Annotated in this window: 18 protein-coding genes; 10 read left to right on the forward strand and 8 right to left on the reverse strand. The window is 66.4% G+C overall.

Features of this window, described 5'->3' with window-relative positions; all coding sequences use genetic code 11:
* Positions 1-157 precede the first annotated feature (157 nt).
* The 7 genes from AC07Z7_RS07485 (at position 158) to AC07Z7_RS07515 (ending at position 6,757) form a co-directional block, all read left to right on the forward strand.
* Positions 158-2,317 (forward strand): TonB-dependent siderophore receptor, encoded by a 2,160-nt coding sequence (locus AC07Z7_RS07485; protein WP_494765859.1) that lies wholly within the window; start codon positions 158-160, stop codon positions 2,315-2,317.
* Between the two features lie 31 nt (positions 2,318-2,348).
* Positions 2,349-3,491: a PepSY-associated TM helix domain-containing protein gene (locus tag AC07Z7_RS07490; RefSeq protein ID WP_494765860.1), complete on the forward strand. Its 1,143-nt coding sequence runs from the start codon at positions 2,349-2,351 to the stop codon at positions 3,489-3,491.
* A 47-nt stretch (positions 3,492-3,538) separates the two neighbouring features.
* Positions 3,539-4,369 (forward strand): hypothetical protein, encoded by an 831-nt coding sequence (locus tag AC07Z7_RS07495; protein WP_494765861.1) that lies wholly within the window; start codon positions 3,539-3,541, stop codon positions 4,367-4,369.
* Positions 4,366-4,716, forward strand: a complete 351-nt coding sequence (locus AC07Z7_RS07500; protein WP_494765862.1) for a hypothetical protein — start codon at positions 4,366-4,368, stop codon at positions 4,714-4,716. The genes AC07Z7_RS07495 and AC07Z7_RS07500 overlap by 4 nt, the downstream gene beginning before the upstream one ends.
* Positions 4,717-4,874: 158 nt before the next feature.
* On the forward strand, positions 4,875-5,519 hold the full coding sequence (locus AC07Z7_RS07505; RefSeq protein ID WP_494765863.1) for a trimeric intracellular cation channel family protein: 645 nt from the start codon (positions 4,875-4,877) through the stop codon (positions 5,517-5,519).
* A gap of 105 nt (positions 5,520-5,624) precedes the next feature.
* Complete coding sequence (locus tag AC07Z7_RS07510; RefSeq protein WP_494765864.1) at positions 5,625-6,317, forward strand: transglutaminase-like domain-containing protein; 693 nt, start codon at positions 5,625-5,627, stop codon at positions 6,315-6,317.
* Positions 6,314-6,757: a PaaI family thioesterase gene (locus tag AC07Z7_RS07515; protein ID WP_494765865.1), complete on the forward strand. Its 444-nt coding sequence runs from the start codon at positions 6,314-6,316 to the stop codon at positions 6,755-6,757. Before AC07Z7_RS07510 ends, AC07Z7_RS07515 begins: the two co-directional genes overlap by 4 nt.
* Positions 6,758-7,113: 356 nt before the next feature.
* On the opposite strand, the gene AC07Z7_RS07520 is transcribed toward AC07Z7_RS07515, so the two are convergent.
* On the reverse strand, positions 7,114-7,998 hold the full coding sequence (locus AC07Z7_RS07520; protein ID WP_494765866.1) for a LysR family transcriptional regulator: 885 nt from the start codon (positions 7,996-7,998) through the stop codon (positions 7,114-7,116).
* A gap of 123 nt (positions 7,999-8,121) precedes the next feature.
* Between AC07Z7_RS07520 and AC07Z7_RS07525 the strand changes: the two genes are divergently transcribed.
* Complete coding sequence (locus tag AC07Z7_RS07525) at positions 8,122-8,724, forward strand: short chain dehydrogenase (RefSeq protein ID WP_494765867.1); 603 nt, start codon at positions 8,122-8,124, stop codon at positions 8,722-8,724.
* A gap of 98 nt (positions 8,725-8,822) precedes the next feature.
* Here AC07Z7_RS07525 and AC07Z7_RS07530 read toward each other — a convergent pair whose 3' ends face one another.
* From AC07Z7_RS07530 to AC07Z7_RS07550, 5 genes are all read right to left on the reverse strand, one after another.
* The gene (locus AC07Z7_RS07530) at positions 8,823-9,827 is read right to left on the reverse strand and encodes a Bug family tripartite tricarboxylate transporter substrate binding protein (RefSeq protein ID WP_494765868.1); all 1,005 of its coding nucleotides are present in this window, start codon (positions 9,825-9,827) and stop codon (positions 8,823-8,825) included.
* 146 nt (positions 9,828-9,973) lie between these two features.
* Positions 9,974-10,717, reverse strand: coding sequence for an SDR family NAD(P)-dependent oxidoreductase (locus AC07Z7_RS07535; protein WP_494765869.1), 744 nt, complete (start codon positions 10,715-10,717; stop codon positions 9,974-9,976).
* On the reverse strand, positions 10,714-11,925 hold the full coding sequence (gene pcaF / locus AC07Z7_RS07540) for a 3-oxoadipyl-CoA thiolase (protein ID WP_494765870.1): 1,212 nt from the start codon (positions 11,923-11,925) through the stop codon (positions 10,714-10,716). Before pcaF ends, AC07Z7_RS07535 begins: the two co-directional genes overlap by 4 nt.
* A 37-nt stretch (positions 11,926-11,962) precedes the next feature.
* Positions 11,963-12,613: a 3-oxoacid CoA-transferase subunit B gene (locus tag AC07Z7_RS07545; protein WP_494765871.1), complete on the reverse strand. Its 651-nt coding sequence runs from the start codon at positions 12,611-12,613 to the stop codon at positions 11,963-11,965.
* 29 nt (positions 12,614-12,642) lie between these two features.
* Positions 12,643-13,344, reverse strand: coding sequence for a 3-oxoacid CoA-transferase subunit A (locus AC07Z7_RS07550; protein WP_422847656.1), 702 nt, complete (start codon positions 13,342-13,344; stop codon positions 12,643-12,645).
* A gap of 91 nt (positions 13,345-13,435) precedes the next feature.
* On the opposite strand from AC07Z7_RS07550, the gene AC07Z7_RS07555 reads away from it, so the two are divergent.
* Positions 13,436-14,236 (forward strand): IclR family transcriptional regulator domain-containing protein, encoded by an 801-nt coding sequence (locus AC07Z7_RS07555; protein WP_494765872.1) that lies wholly within the window; start codon positions 13,436-13,438, stop codon positions 14,234-14,236.
* 176 nt (positions 14,237-14,412) lie between these two features.
* Here AC07Z7_RS07555 and AC07Z7_RS07560 read toward each other — a convergent pair whose 3' ends face one another.
* Positions 14,413-14,634 carry a hypothetical protein gene (locus tag AC07Z7_RS07560; RefSeq protein ID WP_199865904.1) on the reverse strand — a complete coding sequence of 74 codons (222 nt, stop codon included), beginning with the start codon at positions 14,632-14,634 and terminating at the stop codon, positions 14,413-14,415.
* A 186-nt stretch (positions 14,635-14,820) separates the two neighbouring features.
* Here AC07Z7_RS07560 and AC07Z7_RS07565 point away from each other — a divergent pair, with 186 nt between their 5' ends.
* The gene (locus AC07Z7_RS07565; protein WP_063458898.1) at positions 14,821-15,255 is read left to right on the forward strand and encodes a DUF1841 family protein; all 435 of its coding nucleotides are present in this window, start codon (positions 14,821-14,823) and stop codon (positions 15,253-15,255) included.
* Between the two features lie 21 nt (positions 15,256-15,276).
* On the opposite strand, the gene AC07Z7_RS07570 is transcribed toward AC07Z7_RS07565, so the two are convergent.
* A complete protein-coding gene (locus tag AC07Z7_RS07570; RefSeq protein WP_494765873.1) occupies positions 15,277-16,539 on the reverse strand; it encodes a putative Na+/H+ antiporter in 1,263 nt (420 codons plus the stop codon).
* Positions 16,540-16,727 lie beyond the last annotated feature (188 nt).

The raw sequence follows: 16,727 nt of genomic DNA on the forward strand, positions 1-16,727 counted from the left end.
TAGGCACTGCGGCTCCTCACACGCCAGTCACACCATTGCAAATTTCAAACGATAACCATTCGCATTACAATTCACAACATCCCGCCAGCCAACGTCCCCTGTCACGTGAGCCAGCGCCCCCAGCGTTTGTTGTCCGCTCAATTTCATCGGGACCCCCATGCCTTCTCAGCCCCTGCGCTCCGCGCACGCCGCGCGCTTGCCATCCGTCCGCGCGGCCCGCCTCTTCACCCTGACCCCGCTGGCTCTGTGCCTCGCCCAAGCTGCCATCGCACAACAGGCCAGCACACCGGCAGCAGACGCAGCAACGGCCGCCCCCCAGCTCCAGGAAGTCCGCATCAACGCCAGCACCGAAAAAGACATGGGCTTTGCGCCCGTGGAGGCACAGACCGCCAGCAAGGCGCCCATGCGGCGGTTGGAAACCCCACAGTCCGTCAGCGTGGTCACGCGCGAGCAGATGGAATCCCGGCAGATCACCAACGTGCAGCAAGCGCTGCAGACCGTGGCGGGCGTGAGCCCGGTCAACTTTGGGCGCCGGGGGTTTGACGATCTGAACATCCGAGGCTTTCGCTCCACCGAATCGATCCTGGTCGATGGCCTGGTGCAGAGCCCGGGCATGTGGGCCAAGCTGCAGCCCTATGGCTACGAGCGGTTTGAGGTGCTCAAGGGCTCGGCCTCGGTGCTCTATGGCCAGGTGCAGCCAGGCGGCATCGTCAATGCGGTGAGCAAGCGGCCCAAGAAGGAGGCGATCAACGAGGTGGGCGTGGAGGTGGGCAGTTTTGACCAGCGCACGCTGCAGGCCGACATCAACCGGCCGCTGTCCGAATCGGGCAAGACGGCGCTACGCATCAATGCGCATGTTTCCAACGTGGACGACCCCTCGCAGTTCGTTTACCGCAAGGACCGCTGGTTTGCGCCGTCGCTCTCCATCGACCTGGGCCCGCAGACCGACCTGGTGCTGTTTGCCACCTACAGCCAGAGCCAGTGGATGCGCCAGCAGGGCATCACGCCCTACGGCACGCTGCTGCCCAACCGCAACGGCACGCTGCCCGTCACGATGTTCACGGGCGACCCAAGTTTTGGCGGGTATGACGTAGAGAGCAAAACCGTGGGCTACACGCTGGAGCACAAGATGTCGGAGGCCATGACCTTCCGCCAGAACGTGCGCTACGAGACCGAGAAGGGCACGGGCAACTTTGTCTCCAACCAGGCGCTGCAGGCCAACCAGCGCCTGCAGAACCGCCAGGCCTCGCGCCAGTACATGGACTACGACCTGCTGGCCACCGACACCTCGCTGCTGTCGCGCTTTGAAGCGCTCGGCGTGAAGCACCAGTTGGTAACCGGCCTCGATGCGCGCAGTGGCACCAGCCTGCTCGCCAGCCGCACCTGCCGCATTGGCGCGCTGGACCTGTTTGCACCCGTGTATGGCATGCAGGCCACCTGCCCCGAGGCGCTGACGCAGGATGCGCCCGCCAAACTCACCGTGGCCGGGCTGTATGCGCAGGACCAGATCAAGTTTGGCCAGGGCTGGACGGCGTTGGTAGGCCTGCGCCGCGACTGGTCCACCACCGATACGAACAACCGCGTGGCCAACACGCAGACGCGCCAGAAGGACAACGCCACCACACTGTCGGCCGGGCTGGTGTACGAGTTCAAGCCCGGCTGGGCCGCGTATGGCAGCTATGGCGAGTCGTTCCTGCCCCAGTCGGGCCTGACGTTTGCAGGATCGAACTTTGTGCCCGAAACCGGCAAGCAGTGGGAGGCGGGCGTGAAGTACGAGTCCCCCAACGGCCAGATCACCGGCGCGCTCGCGGTCTTCGACTTGGTGCGCCAGAACGTAACCACGGCCGACCCGGTGAACACGGGCTTCAGCGTGCAGACCGGCGAGCAGCGCGCACGCGGGCTGGAGCTGGAGCTGGGAGCGGACCTGAAGAACGGCTGGAAGCTGACCAGCGCCTACACCTACACACAGACCAAGGTCACGCGCGACAACAACGCCGCCATCGTGGGCCTGCCACTCAACCTCACGCCGCGCCACACGCTCACGGCCTGGGCCACCTACAAGCTGCCACAGTACCCGCGCGTGACGCTGGGCGTGGGCGGGCGCTATGTGAGCGAGCAGATCGGCTCATACCCGTTCACGCTGCCGTCGTACTTTGTGGCCGATGCGTCCATCAGCTACGTGGGTGAGAACTACCGCGTGACCGCGGGCGTGAAGAACGTGTTCAACAAGGCGTACTACGACGGCGCGATCAACGCCAACGTGGTGTCGCCCTCGCTGCCACGCAACTTCAGCCTGGGCGTGACGTACTTCTTCTGACGCAGCGCTCCACCCCCGCCGCCCGCAAGCCATGACCAGCCAGCGCACGCTCAACCGCCTGTTCACCCTGCACTCCTGGGCGGGCATCGTCACGGGGCTGCTGATGTTCATCGTGTGCTTCTCGGGCGCGGTGGTGGTTTTCAAGAACGAGATCGACCTCTGGGCCAACCCTTCACTGGCAAAGCTGCCACGCTCTGAAAAGCCGGCCTCGCTCGACGCGGTGCTCACGCAGCTGCAGACCCGCTACCCTGGCGCGACGGTGGAGACCATCGCGCTGCCGGATGCCGTCAACCCGAGCTACTTCGCGTTTGTGCGCGAGCGCGGCGCGCCTGCCAACACGCGCACCAAGGTGGCCTTGCGCTCCGACACCGGCACGGTGGTGGGCCCGGTGGACAGCCAGCTCGGCCAGTACCTGCGCATGCTGCATGTGTTCCTGTTCTTTGGGCCGCGCTGGATCGTGGGGTTCCTCGGCGTGGCGATGCTGGTACTGATCGCCACCGGCATCGTCATCCACCGCAAGATCCTGGCCGAGCTGTTCACGCAACGCTGGGGTCGCAGCTTCCGCGTGGTGATGTCAGACCTGCACAAGTCTGCGGGCATCTGGGGGCTGGGCTTTCACATCCTGATCGCCACCACCGGCGCGTGGATGGGCCTGGCGCCGCTGTTCGAGCAGGGCTACAAGTTCGCCACCACCCCCGCCACGTTGACAGCCGACAAGCCCGCGCGCAAGGCCGAGGCCAGCGAGCCCGTGCCCATGCAGTCGCTGGATGCGATGCATGCCACTGCCCAGAAGGCCGTGCCGGGGCTGGAGGCGCGCTACGTATCGCTGCGCCGCTGGGGCACCAGCACAGCGGAAGCCAGCTTCACCGGCAACCTGCAGGGCCACCTGGCCAGCACCCCGCGGGTGGACATCCATGCTGCCACGGGCGTGCCGAAGAAGGTGCACGACCCGCGCACGGCGGGCTTCTGGTCGCTGGTCAACAGCCTGATGGAGCCGCTGCACTTTGGCGACTTTGGCGGGCTGGCGCTCAAGTGGCTGTATTTCTTTCTGGGCATGACGCCCGCGTTCCTGTCCATCTCGGGCACGCTGATCTGGCTGGATGCGCGCCAGCAGCGCAGGCGTGAGGCCGAGGCTGCGCAGGGTGCTGCGGGCGGCATCGCGGCTGCGGGCTGACACCAATGCCAAGCGTCCCCCTTTATAGCTTTCCAGCTTCGCTCCCCATGCAACGTTTATTTCTGGCCCTGCATGCCACCACGCCCGCCGCGCTGATCGTGGCGGTGTTTGTGCACTTGTGGGGGCCTTCGGGCCTGCCCTCGCTGGCGCAGCGGCCCGTGTGGGCGGTGTGGGCCCTCATCGGCGTGTGGCTGCTGCTGTCGGCCCTGGCTGCATGGGCGCTGCGCACGCTGGCGCTGTGGCGCGTGGCGCTGGGCGGCGCGGGCGGGTTGCTGACCCTGGCGGGCACCACGGGCCTCGTGCTGGGCAGCGCGCTGGCGCCTGCCATGTTCGCCAGCCTGGTTGCTGTGGGCCTGGCCTGCGCAGGCATCGCGGCCTTTATCGGGCCCCAGCGGGTGCAGGCGCCCCGGCGCAAGGTGGTGCGCCATGCAGCGGCCACCGCAGGCACCAAAACACATCCCGCCACGAACCGCCGCCGCTGGCATCCGCGCGGCTGGGGCCGTGGTGTGGTGCTGGCCCACGGGCCGTTCTGGCTGAGCGGTGTGCTGGCGGTGGAATCCTTCCGCCTGGCGCACATCGTCGCGACCGAGCCCGCGCGCTCGTCGGGCATGCTGGGCCTGCTGCTCGCGATGCTGGTGGCCCTGCCCGCCGCCACCCTGCGCCACTGGGCGCCCCGCACCTCGGCCGCGCTGTGGCTGCTGGCCGCGCTGGCCTTTGGCGGCCTGGCGGCCAAGGCGGGTCTGTGGCAGTGGGCCGCCGCTGCGGTGCTGTGCATGGCCGCTGCAGGCGCGCCGCTGCTGCGGTGGCAGCACCTGCTGCGTGCCCTGCGGCGGCAACCGGCGCAGCCCCGCAGCCACCACCCTTCGGAGGCCGCATGACCGAGGAACTCATCGGCGCCAGTGCCGCACTGGCATCGCTGGTCGGCCTGAGCCATTGGGCGCGGTCCGTGCCCACCCGCGCCTGGGGCGACGGCACCCCGGACCGCATCCGGGCCTGGGCCATCGCGCTGGGCACGATGGTGCTGCAGGGCGTGGCGGCGGTCACTGCCGCCGGGCCCACTGCGGGGGTGGCCCTGGTCATCGCCGCCTGGATGGCCCTGGGCTGGCTGCTGGTGTTGGCCATGAATCTGTGGCCGCAGGCCGCGCTGCGCTGGGCGCTGCGCCTGGGGGCACTGGGGGGCGCGGGTTGTGTGGTGGCGCTGGGGTGGCTGCTGGTGCGGGGGTAAGCCGGGGGCGCCTTTCTGCGGGTGTACCCAACCTGAGACATGAGAAAAAACAGGCCTTTGCGCCTGATCAGCATACTTTTATAGCTATATTTTTTATAGCAATCGCACACACAACGACTCACCCGGCGCCGCCCGCGCTCCACGGCACAATCGCGCCCATGGACCAGTTGCTCGATGCCCACTGGGTGCACACCCTGCGCTTTCTGTTGGAAGTGGCCGCCACCGTGGCCTTTGCGCTGTCCGGCGTGATCGCCGCCGCGCGCAAGCGGCTCGACGTGGTGGGCGTGTGTGTGGTGGCCTTTGTGGCCGCCTTTGGCGGCGGCACGCTGCGCGACCTGCTGCTGGACCAGCGTCCCTTCTTCTGGGTCCGCCACACGGGTTTTGTCTGGGGCATCCTGGCCCTGTGTGTGGGCGCCATGCTGTTCATGCGCCAGCGCCACTTCAAGCCCACCGAACGCGCCATGCTGCTGCCCGACGCCATCGGCCTGGGCCTGTTTGCCGCCGTGGGTGTGGACATTGCCACCGCCATCGGCATGCCTGCCATCATCAGCGTGATGATGGGCGTGACCACCGGCGTATTTGGCGGCGTGCTGCGCGATGTGCTGTGCAACGAGGTGCCGCAGGCCTTCAGCGACCACCGCCCCTACGCCCTGTGCGCGTTTGCCGGTGGCTGGGCCGACGTGGCCCTGCGCCAGGTCCAGGCGCCCGACTGGGCACCGCTGGTGGTCTGCGTGCTGCTCACGGCCGGGCTGCGCGGACTGGCGCTGTGGCGCAACTGGGAGCTGCCTGCGTGGCGGGTGTGACGGGGGCATCGGGCTCCTGCTGCGCAGGGCTGGCGCGCCTGTGACAGCATCGGGTGCCCGGGGCCCGCACACTGGCTTCCGTCCGACTGCAGGAGACATACCACAATGACCACCGCACCCACTCCCGCCCACCTGCGTGCCACGGCCCTTATCGACAGCGACGCACCTTCCATCCAGGCCTTTGCCGCAGAACACGCGCACGGCGCCACCGACCGCGAACGCGCTGTGGCCCTGTACCTGGCCGTGCGCGACGGATTTCGCTACGACCCCTACCGCATCGACCTCTCGCCCCACGGCATGGCGGCCAGCAGCGTGCTGGCCCAGGGCTACGGCTGGTGCGTGCCCAAGGCCGCGCTGCTGACAGCGGTGTGCCGCGCAGCGGGCATCCCGGCGCGCATGGGTTTTGCCGATGTGCGCAACCACCTCAGCACCGAGCGCATGCGCGAGACGATGAAGACCGACCTGTTCATCTGGCACGGCTACACCGACATCTGGCTCGATGGCGCCTGGCGCAAAGCCACGCCCGCCTTCAACATCGAGCTGTGCGAGCGCTTTGGGCTGCTGCCGCTGGAGTTCGACGGCGAGAACGATTCCATCTACCACCCGTTCGACAAATCCGGCGCGCGCCACATGGAATATGTGCACCAGCGCGGCGCGTTTGACGACATGCCGCTGGCGCAGATCGTGGCGGACTTCCGCACGGTGTACAGCGGCTGGCTGCCCGAGGACGGCGCCACCCACAGCAGCTTGCAGGGCGCCAGCTTTGCGCAGGATGTGGAGAAGGAGGCACGCGCATGAGCAGCCATGCCGAGATCCCGCAGGGCTTTGCGCCGCTGCAGTCCGGCGGCCCGTTCATCCAGCACAACGGCCCGCTCTACTTGCGCCACGAAGGCAGCGTGGTGCAGTTCGGCTTTCGCGTGGAGCGCCGCCATGTGAACCCCATGAACAACCTGCACGGCGGCATGATGGCCAGCTTTTGCGACATGCTGCTGCCGCTGTCGGTGCACCGCAAAAGCGATCAGGTGGCCGACCGTTTTCTGCCCACCATCAGCCTGCAGATCGACTACCTGGCCCCCGCCCCGCTGGGCGCCTGGGTGCAGGGCGAGGCAGAGCCGCTGCGCGTCACGCGCTCGCTGGTGTTTGCGCAAGGCCTGGTCACCGCCGATGGCGTGCCGTGTGCGCGGGTGAGCGGGGTGTTCAAGATCGGGCCTGAGGTGCCACCAGCTACGATGGAGTAGCCTTCCTGGCTTGCAATAATTGGGTGATGGACAACATCACGATCGCGCTTCTGATAGCTGCAGCTTGCGTCTTTGTCGCGACCTCAATGTGGCGCCGCAACAGGAGCGAGAAGTGGAATGCATCGCACAGGTGCTACCAATGTGGCGCGTCGCTGCGCGGGGGTTCAAAGACCGTTCGCCTCCGGATGTCGGAGACGGGCCCGGCCGAGGTAGTCGACTTTTGCCATCGCTGCGCGCGGCATAGGGTCCTGTGGGGTTGGCTTGTGACCATCCTTGTGGCTCTCATTATTGCGCTGGGATGGTACGTGGCCTCTCACTGAAAACGTCCGGCACCCGACACGTGCATGCGGTCGAGCCTACTCCCCCAACACCCCCACCACAAACTCCACAAACCGCGCCAGCTTGGGCAGCTGCCGCCGGTCGGGCGCATACACCAGGTGCACCGGGCGCGGCACAGGCAGGCAGTGCTGCATCACCGGCACCAGCGCTCCGCTGGCCAGATCATCGGCCAGTAGCACCTCGGGCTGCATGATGAGCCCCAGGCCGCGCAGCGCCGCCTGGCGCAGGCCGTCGCCCTGGTTGCACACAAAGCGCGCGTTCTCGGGCCAGAAGAAATCCTCGTTGCCGTCGCGCAGCGTCCATTCCACGCGGCGCTGCCACACCGAGTGGCTCAGGCACTGGTGCCGGGCCAGGTCGGCCGCGCACTCGGGCGTGCCGTGGCGCTGCAGGTAGGCAGGGGCTGCGGCAATCACCATGCGGTAGGGGCGCAGCGGGCGCGCCACCAGGCCTTCATTCACCACCTTGCCAATGCGCACGGCCAGGTCAAAGCCTTCGCCCGCCAGGTCCACCACGCTGTCGGTGAGCTGCAGGTCCACACGCACCTGGTCGTGGCGTTTCAGAAAGTCGGCCACCAGCGGTGCGATCACATGATTGCCCAGCGTGAAGGGTGCGCTCACCCGCAGCAGGCCCTGCGGCACGGCGCGGCTGCGCTCCACGGCCGATTCGGCCCATCGCACCTGCTCCAGCACGCGTTTGCTGTCTTCGTAGAACGCAGCGCCCACCTCGGTCAGGCTGTTCTGGCGCGTGCTGCGCTGGAACAGGCGCGCGCCCAGGTGGGCTTCGAGCTGCTGGATGTGCTTGCCCACCATCACCGCCGATATCTGCAACTGGCGCGCTGCGGCGGCAAAGCTGCCCGCCTCGACCACGGCCACCATGACTTCCATGTTGCGCAGCTTGTCCATGGACATTCCTAATCAATAGTTAGTTCAAGCATAACTTACAAGCACTTTATGCATTGATTGATTAGCAAAAGAATCGGGTTGTCAGTTCCTCATCAACCCTTTTTGACACCCAAGGAAATCACCATGTCCAAGATTCTTCTCATCGGCGCCAGCGGCACCATCGGCCAGGCCGTGCTGGCCAACCTGGGCGCACGCCACGACGTGATCACCGTGGGCCGCAGCAGCGGCATGTACCGCGCGGACTTCTCGCAGCCGGGTGCGGTCGCCCAACTGTTCGAGGCCGTGGGCAAGGTGGATGCCATCGTGAGCACGGCGGGCAACCTGCACTTTGGCCCACTGGCGGAAATGACGGCCGCGCAGTTCAACATCGGCCTGCAAGACAAGCTGCTGGGCCAAGTTCAGCTGGCACTGGTGGGCCAGAAATACCTGAACGATGGCGGCTCCATCACGCTCACGGCGGGCATCCTGTCGGTCGAGCCCATCCGCAACGGCGCCAGCGCCACGGCGGTGAACGCGGCCATCGAAGGCTTTGTGGCCGCCGCAGCCATCGAGCTGCCGCGCAGCCTGCGCATCAACGCCATCAGCCCCACGGTGCTGGCCGAGTCGATGGGCAGCTACGGGCCGTTCTTCCCGGGGTTCGAGCCAGTGCCCGCTGCGCGCGTGGCGCTGGCCTACCAGCGCAGCGTGGAAGGTGCGCAGACGGGGCGTGTGTACCGGGTGCAGTAAGCCCGGCTGCCTGGTATAAAACAAAAATAGCTGCTACCGCCTGTAGTACATGCGGTAGCAGCTATCAATTTGGTAGCTACGAAGAATCTCGGCTTTGCTTAGTCCAGGCTCGCCCCAGATTCCTTCACGACCTTGCCCCACTTCACCGACTCGGCCTGGATGAAGGCAGCAAACTGCTCGGGCGTTTCGCTGTACGTCTCGGCGCCTTGCTCGTTGATCTTCTTCTTCACCTCGGCCTGGTTCAGCACCTTGACCAATGCAGTGTTGAGCTTGGCCAGCACCGGCGCAGACGTGCCCGCGGGCGCAAACATGCCGAACCACGAGGTGGCTTCATAGCCGGGCACGCCGGCTTCGGCGATGGTCGGCACGTTGGGCAGCTCGGGCGAGCGCTTGGCGGTGGTCACGGCAATGGGCACCAGCTTGCCGCTGCGCACATGCTGGATGGCCGAGGGCATGTTGTCGAACATGATGCCGATCTGGTTGCCCAGCAGGTCGGTGACGGCCGGGGCGCTGCCCTTGTAGGGCACATGCACCATGTCCACCTTGGCGAGGCTCTTGAACAGCTCGCCCGACAGGTGGATGGAGCTGCCGTTGCCCGACGAGCCAAAGTTGACCTTGCCGGGGTTGGCCTTGGCATAGGCGATCAGTTCCTTCACCGTCTTGTAGGGCTGTGCCGGGTTGGCCACCAGCAGGTTGGGCACATTGGCCACGCGCGTCAGCGGCGCAAAGTCCTTGATGGGGTCGAACGGCATCTTCTTGTACAGGCTGGCGTTGATGGCGTGGGTGCCCACCGTGCCCATGAACAGGGTGTAGCCATCTGCCGGTGCTTTGGCCGCCATGGCGCCGCCGATGTTGCCGCCCGCGCCCGCGCGGTTGTCCACGATGACCGACTGGCCCAGCTCGGTGGTCAGTGCCTGGCCGATGATGCGGGCCAGGATGTCGGTGGTGCCGCCTGCGGCGAAGGGCACGACGATGGTGACTGGCTTGCTCGGGTAGGCCTGCGCCAGTGCAGCGCTGCTGCCCAGCAGGCCGATGCCAGCGAGGGCGGTGACTGCAGCGGCCGACAGCGCCAAGCGGCGGGTGGTGTGAATGGAACGGGTCATGGTTTGTCTCCTTCAAGAAGGTGGATGAAAGGGGTCTCACGGACGCGACATCCGGCCGCGCCGTGGCCTCAACCGGGCGCCGAGGCCTCCGGGCGAGAACAGGGGTGCGCCCCTTGCAGGGCGGCAGGGAAGATCAGTTCAGGTTGCTAAACAGGCGCCACTCCCAGCGTGGTGCCGCCGCACACGTACAACACCTGCCCGGTCACGAAACCGTTGTCGGGCGAGAGGAAGAACAGCGCCGCGCGCGCCACGTCGTCGGGCGTGCCCATGCGGCCCACGGCAATGCTGTTCAGGATGCGCTGCGTCTGCGGCGCGCCGTCGGGGTTGCTCTGGCGGAAGAGTTCGGTGGCGATGGGGCCGGGGCCAATCGCGTTGACCGTGATGCCGTCGCGCCCCAGCTCCATGGCCAGCGTGCGTGTCATGCCGATCATTCCGGCCTTGGTGGCGGAGTAGACGATGCGCTCGCCCTTGCCCAGCGCGGCGCGCGACGACATGTTGACGATGCGGCCCTGCCCGCTGGCGCGCAACGTGGGCAAAAAGGCTTGCACCAGCAGCATGGGCGCACGAAGGTGCAGGCCCACCACGTCATCCAGCTGCGCGGTGGTGGCGGTGTCGATGGTGCCGGGGCGCGTGGCACCCGCGTTGTTCACCAGGGCGGTGACGTTGTGCTTGGCCGCGATCTCGACCGCACGTTCGCGGGTCGATGCCTCGTCGGTCAGGTCGCCCTGGTACGAGGTGAGTTGCGGGTGGCTCCAGCTGGGCAGCACGTAGTCCAGATTGACCACGGCGTGGCCCTGGGCCAGCACGGCTTCGGCAATCGCGCGGCCGATGCCGTTGCTGGCACCGGTGATGACGGTGACCGGTGTGGGGTTGCGCTCAATCAAGGTCACACGCGCTCCAGAATCACGGCAATGCCCTGGCCCACGCCGATGCACATGGTGCACAGCGCGTACTTCCCGGCGTGTTCGTGCAGGCGGTTGACGGCGGTGGTGACCAGGCGCGCGCCGCTGGCGCCCAGCGGGTGGCCCAGCGCAATGGCGCCGCCCCAGGCGTTCACGCGCGCGTCGTCGTCCTTCAAGCCCAGGGCGCGCAGCACGGCCAGGCCTTGTGCGGCAAAGGCTTCGTTCAGTTCGATCACGTCCATGTGGTCGATGGTCAGGCCCGTCTGCGCCAGCACCTTCAGGGTGGCAGGCGTGGGGCCAAAACCCATGATGCGCGGCGCCACACCGGCCACGGCCATGCCCACCACGCGGGCGCGGGGCTTGAGGCCATATTTGGCGGCGTTGGCTTCATCGGCCAGCAGCAGCGCACAGGCGCCGTCATTCACGCCCGATGCGTTGCCCGCCGTCACCGTGCCATCAGGCCGCACCACGCCCTTGAGCTTGGCCAGCGCTTCCAGGCTGGTCTCGCGGGGGTGTTCGTCCTGGCTCACGATGATGGCGTCGCCCTTCTTTTGCGGGATGTGCACCGGCACGATCTCGCGCGCCAGATGGCCAGCCTTGATGGCGGCCACGGCGTTGAGCTGGCTGCGCAGGGCCATCTGGTCCTGGGCTTCGCGCTCAATCTTGAAGTCGGTGGCCACGTTCTCGGCGGTTTCGGGCATGGAGTCCACACCGTACTTTTCCTTCATCAGCTTGTTGACAAAGCGCCAGCCGATGGTCGTGTCGTACACCGCGTTGTTGCGGCTGAAGGCCGACTCTGCCTTGGGCATGACAAAGGGGGCGCGGCTCATGCTCTCCACACCGCCCGCGATCATCAGGCCGGCCTCGCCCGCCTTGATGGCGCGCGCTGCGGTGCCCACGGCGTCGAGCCCCGAGCCGCACAGGCGGTTGATGGTGGCGCCGGGCACGTCGATGGGCAGGCCCGCCAGCAGGCTGCTCATGTGGGCCACGTTGCGGTTGTCTTCACCGGCCTGGTTGGCGCAGCCGTAGAGCACGTCGGTCACCGCCGCCCAGTCCACACCAGGGTTGCGCTCCATCAGCGCCTTGATGGGGATGGCGCCCAGGTCGTCGGTGCGCACGCTGGAGAGCGCGCCGCCGTAGCGGCCGAAGGGGGTGCGGATGGCGTCGCAGATGAAGGCTTGGCGTTGTGGGCTCATGGTTTTGTCTCCTCGTTGCTTGGGGGGTTGTATTCGGTCAGGCGGTTGCACGGATGGGAAGGCCCACCAGTTGCTCCAGCTCGGCCAGCGACAGGCCGGGCACGGTGTCGATGAGCTGCAGTCCGGTGGGTGTACAGGCCAGTGTGCACAGATCGGTGTAGATGCGCTTCACGCACGCGACACCGGTGAGCGGGTAGGTGCATTGCGTGACGATCTTGCTCGCGCCCTGCTTGGTCAGCAGGTCCATCATCACCCAGGTCTGCTTGGCGCCGATGGCCAGGTCCATGGCCCCGCCCACGGCGGGGATGGCGCCGGGCTCGCCCGTGCTCCAGTTGGCCAGGTCACCCGTGGCGCTGACCTGGAAGGCGCCCAGCACGCAGATGTCGAGGTGTCCGCCGCGCATCATCGCGAAGCTATCGGCGTGGTGGAAGTACGCACCGCCAGGCAGCAACGTCACGGGCTGCTTGCCCGCGTTGATCAGATCGTAGTCCTCCAGCCCCGCAGCGGGCGCAGGGCCCATGCCCAGAATGCCGTTTTCGCTTTGCAGGATGACCTCGCGGCCCTCGGGGATGTGGTTGGCCACCAGGGTCGGCTGGCCGATGCCCAGGTTGACGTACGCGCCGTCGTGGATGTCTTGCGCCACGCGTTTCGCCAGTTCGTCTTTACTACGCTTTTGATAGCTACTCACGCTTACTCCTCAGGCGGTAGGTGCCAATTTCATGCTGATTTTTTGAATCCACCCGCCTGCGTGGCCGTGCGCGCGATCTTCACGACATGGCTCACGTAGATGCCGGGCGTGACGATGGCTTCGGGGTCCAGCGCGCCCAGCTCCACCACCTCGTGCACGGTGGCAATCGTGGTCTTGGCGGCGGTGGCCATCACGGGGCCAAAGTTGCGCGCCGACATGCGGTAGGTCAGGTTGCCCCAGCGGTCGCCCTTCTCGGCCTTGATCAGGGCCACGTCGCCGTGGATGGGGTACTCCAGCACGTAGTGTTTGCCATTGATCTCGCGCGTCTCCTTGCCCGCCGCCAATTCGGTGCCATAGGCCGTGGGGCAGAAGAAAGCGCCGATGCCCGCGCCCGCAGCGCGCAGGCGCTCGGCCAGATTGCCCTGGGGCACCAGTTCCAGCTCCAGCTTGCCACTGCGATACAGGCCGTCGAACACGTAGCTATCGACCTGGCGCGGAAAACTGCAAATGATCTTGCGCACCTGCCCGGCCTTGAGCAGCGCGGCCAGGCCCTGATCGGCATTGCCTGCGTTGTTGTTGACCACCGTGAGGTCACGCGCCCCCTGGGCGATGAGGCCATCGATCAGCTCGCCCGGAATGCCGGCCGTGCCGAACCCACCTATCAACACCGTGGCACCATCCTTTACCCCCGCAAGGGCCTGGGCCACCGAGTCCGCCAGTTTGTTGATCATTGCAACGCTTTCTTGGTTTCTCTGTTGTCTCTTTGAAATTTGTTCGCATAAAGAACAAATGTTCGCTTAAAGAATTATAGTTGGCATACGTATGAATTCCCAAACCCCTGAAGCCAAAGACCCCAAACCGAGCGACAGCTACGTGCAGTCGTTCGCGCGCGGGCTGGAGGTGATCCGCTCGTTCAGCGCGGCCACGCCGCAGCAAACCCTGAGTGAAGTCGCCGCGCAGACAGGCCTGACCCGCGCCGGTGCGCGCCGCATCCTGCTCACGCTGCAGACGCTGGGTTATGTGGAGACGGACGGCAAGCTGTTTCGCCTGAGCCCGCGCATCCTGGACTTGGGGTTTGCCTACCTGTCCTCGCTGCCCATCTGGAACCTGGCCGAGCCGGTGATGGAGGACCTGGTGGAAGAGGTGCGCGAGTCGTCATCGGCCGCCGTGCTCGACGGCCTGGACATCGTCTATGTGCTGCGCGTGCCCACCCACAAGATCATGCGAACCACGCTGGGCGTGGGCTCGCGTCTGCCCGCGTGCTGGACGTCCATGGGCCGCATGCTGCTGGCCGGGTTGCCGGACGCCGAACTGCAGGCCCGGCTGCAGGGCCACCCCCTGCAGCGTTTTACCGAACACACCACCACCGATGTCGATGCACTGCTGGCCCACATCCGCCAGGCGCGGCAGCAGGGCTGGTGCCTAGTGAACCAGGAGTTGGAAGAAGGTTTGATCTCGATCGCCGCACCACTGACCAACCGCACCGGGCAGACGGTGGCGGCGCTCAACATCAGCGGCCAAGCCAACCGCACAAGTGCGGCGGTGATGCAGGAGACGCTGCTGCCTGCGCTGCTGAGCGCGGCACGGACCATCTCGCGGATGATGGGTGCGCCACGCGGCTGAGATCCGGCGACGGGTGTATCGCGCACTCAGCGCAACGAGCAGCCGGGGCTGAAACCCCGGTGGCCCTTGCCGTGCGTGGGTGCAAGGCGCGGGGCATCAACACCAACCGCTCGCTGCGCTGAATGGGCTGAGGCACAACGGGCCCGCGCCCCAAGACACAGGCCCAGCGAAACGCCTCAGCGCTTGCGAAAGCCGAGCACCAGCACCACGCCGCCGATCACCATGGCGCCCAGGCTCATCCACTGCGGGATGTTGACGGACTCCTTCTCCTTGACGGTCAGCTCCAGCGGGCCCAGCTTGGCCTGGGTGCTCTCCTTGGTGAAACTGAAGCCCCCGGTCAGAAAACCGGCCAGGCCCAGCACCAGCAACAGCACACCAACGATTCGCATTGCATTCATGGCATTTCTCCCCATGCCGGGTTTGAAGGACTGCGACAAAGCGGACCCGGCTCCGTGTCTTTGCGCCCAGCCAATGTAGGAGCCGCCCCGCCCAGGGCGCGTAGGACGCGGCCGCAGCACGGCGTAGCGCACAGGCGCGACCCTGCAGCCCTCAAGGCAAAAAGGCGCGTGCTACCCTCACGCCCCATGTTCAGCCCCTCCCAAGCCGATGTGCGCCGCTTTCTGTGCGGTGTGCACGCCAAGACCCAGAGCGGCGCCCCCATGGAGGCCATCGAGACGCTGGCCAGCCTGTGGATCGCCGAGCACCCCGAATACCACGCCGACCTGTCGGATGCCGATGCCGCTGTGGCGCGCAACTACGACGAGACGCCCGGCCAGACCAATCCGTTTTTGCACCTGTCGATGCACCTGTCGATCAGCGAGCAGTGCAGCATCGACCAGCCGCGCGGCATCCGCCAGGCGGTAGAGCTGCTGACGGCGCGGCTCGATTCGCTGCACGATGCCCACCATGCGGCCATGGACTGCCTGGGCGAGATGCTGTGGGAGAGCCAGCGCGCAGGCCGCCCGCCCGATGGCGAGGCCTACATCGCCTGCGTGCAGCGGCGCGCCACGCGGGACTGAGCCCCGCACGGGTCATGGCGGTCACAACAACCTGAACGCCAGCACCGCCACCAGCGTGGGTGGCAACGCGCCCAGCAGCAGGCCCAGCGGGTTGATAACGCCCTGCGAGAACTTCTCCTTCAGGATCGATGCCCCGGCAGGATTCGGCGCGTTGGCAATCACAGTCAGGCCGCCGCCCGTCACGGCGCCCGCCACCAGGGCCACCTTGAACTCGTCGCTGAGGCCCTCGACCAGCGAGCCCAGGTAAGTCAGCGCTGCGTTGTCGGTGAAGGCGGTGAGTGCTGCTGCACCAAAGAACACGACATTGGCGTCCATCTTCATGAGCACGGGCTGGAGCCACCATTGCTGCAAGCCGCCAAGCACCACCAGCCCGGCCAGGAAGAACGCCACCAGCAGTGCCTCGCGCAGGATCAGCGGACTTTGGTGGCGCTGGTAAGCCGTGGTGAACCCCATGAAAAACAGGAACAGGCCCAGGAACACGGCGGGATGGTGGGCAAACACCACCACCAGCACCAGGAACAAAAGGTGCACCAACGTCACGGTCCATGGCACCGGGGACTCGGAGGCAGGCATCTTGCGGCCCATGTGCCCGACTTGGTTGCGGAAAATCAGCATCGCGATGCCCGCGTTGATCAGCACGGCCACTGCCGCCTTCCAGCCAAAGTGGGACACCATGAACCAGATGTCCCAGTTCCACTTGGCAGCCACCATGAGCACCGGCGGCGCCGCAAAAGGCGTGAGGGTTCCACCGATCGAGATGTTCACAAACAGCACGCCCAGTGTCGAATACTTGAGGCGGCTGGAGAGAGGCTGCGAGAACAGCGTATCGCGCAGCATCAGCGCCGCCAGCGTCATCGCTGCGGGTTCGGTGATGAACGAGCCAAGCAGGGGCACCACCGCCAGCACCACAAAGTACATGGCCATGCCGCGCTGCACGGGCAGCAGGGCCGCCAGCGCGCGCACCACAGCCCCGGCCAGCTCCAGGATGGGGCGGGTGGCAGCGATCACCATGATCGCAAACACGAACAAGGGCTCCGTGAAATCGCGCGAGTCCAGGTAGGCCGTGGCCTCCTGTTTTCCGCTGATGGAAAACATGAACAGCATGAGCACCATGGCCCAGAAGCCGAAGACAACCTCCACCTCACCCAGCAAATGCCAGATGCCCGCATGCCGCGGCTGCGTGTGCGCCAGATGCTCGAAGAACTTGGTGGAGAAGGTGTGGAGGATGGCCAGTCCGAACAGGACGGCGCCGATCACTTGGATCAGGGTCGGAGAGGAGTTCATGGGTCGCAGAAAAGCCGCGCGGCGGCCCGACCAGCGCATGAACCTGCCGAACCCCATGATTGCGACACCCGCGCCTATTCTACAAAGGCCCACCAAAACCCCTTGTAGGCGCTGGGCGCGTTCAGGCTCGCCCGCGACTTTGGCAAGGGCCCGCTCACCGGTGAGGGGCGCCTGCGCCCGCACCCGCA

The organism is Acidovorax sp. GW101-11A03, assembly GCF_059424825.1.